This is a genomic window from Variovorax sp. GW460-12-1-14-LB1, assembly GCF_059423605.1.
Window position 1 is genome coordinate 1 of record NZ_JBWKYF010000154.1, and the last position, 3,021, is coordinate 3,021.

Annotated in this window: 5 protein-coding genes; 3 read left to right on the forward strand and 2 right to left on the reverse strand. The window is 64.8% G+C overall.

The features are described 5' to 3' along the window. The coding region (locus AC07Y4_RS32800) for an alpha/beta hydrolase (RefSeq protein WP_495275680.1) at positions 1-782 on the forward strand (782 nt) is incomplete at its 5' end. Positions 783-898: 116 nt separating this feature from the next. Then, entirely contained in the window at positions 899-1,345 is a 447-nt protein-coding gene (locus AC07Y4_RS32805; RefSeq protein ID WP_487846821.1) for an SRPBCC family protein, read from the forward strand. Between the two features lie 9 nt (positions 1,346-1,354). Here the strand turns inward: AC07Y4_RS32805 and AC07Y4_RS32810 are convergent, their stop codons facing one another. Further along, complete coding sequence (locus tag AC07Y4_RS32810) at positions 1,355-1,801, reverse strand: MerR family DNA-binding protein (RefSeq protein ID WP_487846820.1); 447 nt, start codon at positions 1,799-1,801, stop codon at positions 1,355-1,357. A gap of 170 nt (positions 1,802-1,971) precedes the next feature. Here AC07Y4_RS32810 and AC07Y4_RS32815 point away from each other — a divergent pair, with 170 nt between their 5' ends. Continuing rightward, entirely contained in the window at positions 1,972-2,175 is a 204-nt protein-coding gene (locus AC07Y4_RS32815) for a heavy-metal-associated domain-containing protein (RefSeq protein ID WP_369646885.1), read from the forward strand. Between the two features lie 52 nt (positions 2,176-2,227). Here AC07Y4_RS32815 and AC07Y4_RS32820 read toward each other — a convergent pair. Then, positions 2,228-3,021, reverse strand: a 794-nt coding sequence (locus tag AC07Y4_RS32820; protein ID WP_495275681.1) for an alpha/beta hydrolase, incomplete at its 5' end; no start/stop codon positions are given.

Consider the following 3,021-nt stretch of genomic DNA (forward strand, 5'->3'; position numbering starts at 1 on the left):
GCGGAGGCGGTGTGGCGATGCTGCCGTTGCCACCGGTCGGCGGCACACCGACACCACCGCCCGCGGACACCGGACGCGGCCGGGTGGTCCAGGCCTCGGTGAAGTCCGAGGCCACGGGTGCGACCTATCCCCTGCACATCTACCTGCCGTCGGGTTACGACGGTGCAACGACGACGTACCCCGCGATCTACATCACCGATGGCGATGCGGTCTTCAACCAGAGCGTGACGCGCTTCCAGAACTTCACGGACATCCTCGAGAAGGCCGGCAAGAAGGCCATCGTCGTCGGCATCGGCGGCACGGCGCGCCGTAACACCGACTACCTGATGCCCGGCGCCAAGCCGTACCACGACTTTCTGACCGACCAGCTGGTGCCGTATGTCGAATCGAACTACCGCGCCAACCCGGCCAAGCGCATGCTCTCGGGCCTGTCGAACGGCGGCGTCTTCACGCTCATCGCCTTCTTCACGGAAGGCGCGGCCGGCAAGTTCACCTTCCAGTACTTCTTCCCCTCCGATCCACCCGTCAAAGGCGCAAGCGCGCAACTCGAGCCGCTCGAAAGCCAGATGTACGCCAACAGCAGCACGCGGGAGATTCCTGTGACCTTGCTGTTGGGCTTCGCCGCTGCCAACACAGGCGGCCCGGAGATCACCGCCTTGCACGACAAGATCGCAGCGCACAACTACAAAGGCCTTCAGTTGAGCGTGAAGGGCTACCCCGGAGGGCACACGCCGATGGACTTGCCGTCGTTCGAGGACATCGTGGCGCGGTTCATCGATTGAGGCGCGGGGTGTCGACCCAGGGTTTTTCCTAGCCCGTGAGCGTGTCGAATCGCAGCGGCCTCATCCGACGTCATCACAGAGGGTCGTCCTCTGTACTTCATCAGGAGAAAGCAACCATGGCCACCAACACCGTCCGCCTGCACCGCGTGCTGCGCACCACCCCCGACAAGCTCTACCGCGCCTTCGTGGAGCCCGGCGCCTTCGAGCGCTGGCTGCCGCCCTTCGGCTTCACCGGCAAGGTCCACACCATGGAGCCAGTGGTGGGCGGCGCGTGGCGCATGTCCTTCACCAACTTCGGCACCGGCCACGGCCATTCGTTCGGCGGCAAGTACCTGGAACTCGTGCCCGGCCAGCGCATTGCCTACGACGCGAGCTTCGACGATCCCCACCTGCCGGGCACGATGAAGACCACGGTGGTCCTGACCGCGGTCTCGTGCGGCACGGACATGTCCGTCGTGCAGGAAGGCATCCCCGACGTGATTCCCGTCGAGATGTGCTACCTGGGCTGGCAGGAGTCGCTGGTCGCGCTGGCGCAGCTGATCGAGCCGAACATTCCGGGTTGAGGATCGGCCTCAGGCACGCCGTGCTTCACAGCCGGCGAATCCCTTGAGCCCGGCCAGCTCATCGAGGATGGGGCACTCCGGGCGCTCGTCACCTTCGCAGCAATGAGCAAGGCGCTCCAGCAGGCGCTTCATGTGCGCGAGTTCCTCGATGCGCTGGGCCAGGTCCTCGGCACGTTCGAGTGCAACGCGCTTCACGTCGAAGCTTGCGCGGCGCCCGTCTTGCCACAAGGCGTGCAGCTCGATGACTTCCTGTGTGTCGAAACCCAACGTGTGTGCGCGCCGCACAAAGCGCAGCGTCGACACGGCGCGTTCGTCGTAGAGGCCGCCGTGCGCCGTGTCGTCGAGCAGCCCGAGCGATTCGCAGTCACTCAGCAGCCGCGCGGACGCACCGGAGCGGGCAACGACATCGGCAAGGGACAAGCGCGCCGCAGCAGCCGGCGCCGTGGAATGTTCCATGGGGTTCTCCTTCGAGCCAAAGCGCGAAGTCTCAACCTTCACACCATGAGAGAGTCAAACGCGAACAGCGCATGACCTTGGCACGCCAGGGGTCGGGCCTTCGCCGCGCTTGACCTTCACACGATGCCAAGCTTGACACTGCGAGTCACTCTTTTGAAAGGACTCACCCCATGCAAGCGTTTGAAATCCAGTCGATGACCTGCGGCAGCTGCGCCGGCCGCATCACCCGGGCCGTCAAGGACCTGGACCCGCAGGCCAGGATCGAGGTGGACTTGAAGAGCAGGACGGTGCGCATCGACACCATGGAGGACAGCCCTTCCGTGGTGGCCGCGCTCACAGAGGCCGGCTACCCGCCCAAACCGCTGTCGGCATGAGCACGCCGCCCGCGAACCCCGGGCGTCGGGTTCGCGGCGCGGCCATGGCCACCTACTTGTAGATTCGCACCACCGCGTCTTCGAACGCCAGGACATCCGCGCCGACGTGCGTGGCGTTGAACTCCGTACTGAGCAGCTGCAGCCCCACATAGCCTCGCGCCGCCATCCGTTGGTACAGCGCCCTCACGTACTGTTGATTGCAGCCACTTATGCAACTTGCAAGTATCAACGTGACTGGCAGCGGCCTGCCCGCCAACGCGTCGAACATCTTCTTTTCGAGATCGTTGTTCTGGGCCTCCTGCTGCCAGAAAGCGCCCTCGATCGACACAAAGGAAGAAAACACCAGGTTGTCCGGCGCTTCGAGAAAGAGCGCCGTGGCCGCCAGGTTGCCACTGGTCGACAGGCCCGTGAGCATCCGGTTCTTGGGATTGGTCCGGTACTTCGAATCGATGAAGGGAATCAACTCCTTCGCGAGGAAATCGTGGTACTTGAAGGCCCCGGGAAAGTTGTAGTCCTCCTGGCGTCGCCCGGTGTTCCCGATGCCGACGAGGATGGCCTTCGTTCCACGCTTCACCAGGATGTCCTTGAGATTCGCGAACCGCGTCTGCGGCAAGCCGTTGGTGGCATCGCCGTCGAGGGCATAGATGACAGGGTAGGCATCGGAGCCCTGGTCGTACCCCGCGGGCAGGTAGACGGAAAGAGGGTAAGGCGCGCCGGTGAACCCCGACTGGATGGATTCGGACACCACGCGGTCGGTTGGCGTCGGTGTCGGCGCTGGCGCCGGCTGCTGGGGCACGGGCCCTGCGGTCGGCGGGAGGATCGGCAGGCCACCGCCGCCGCCACCAC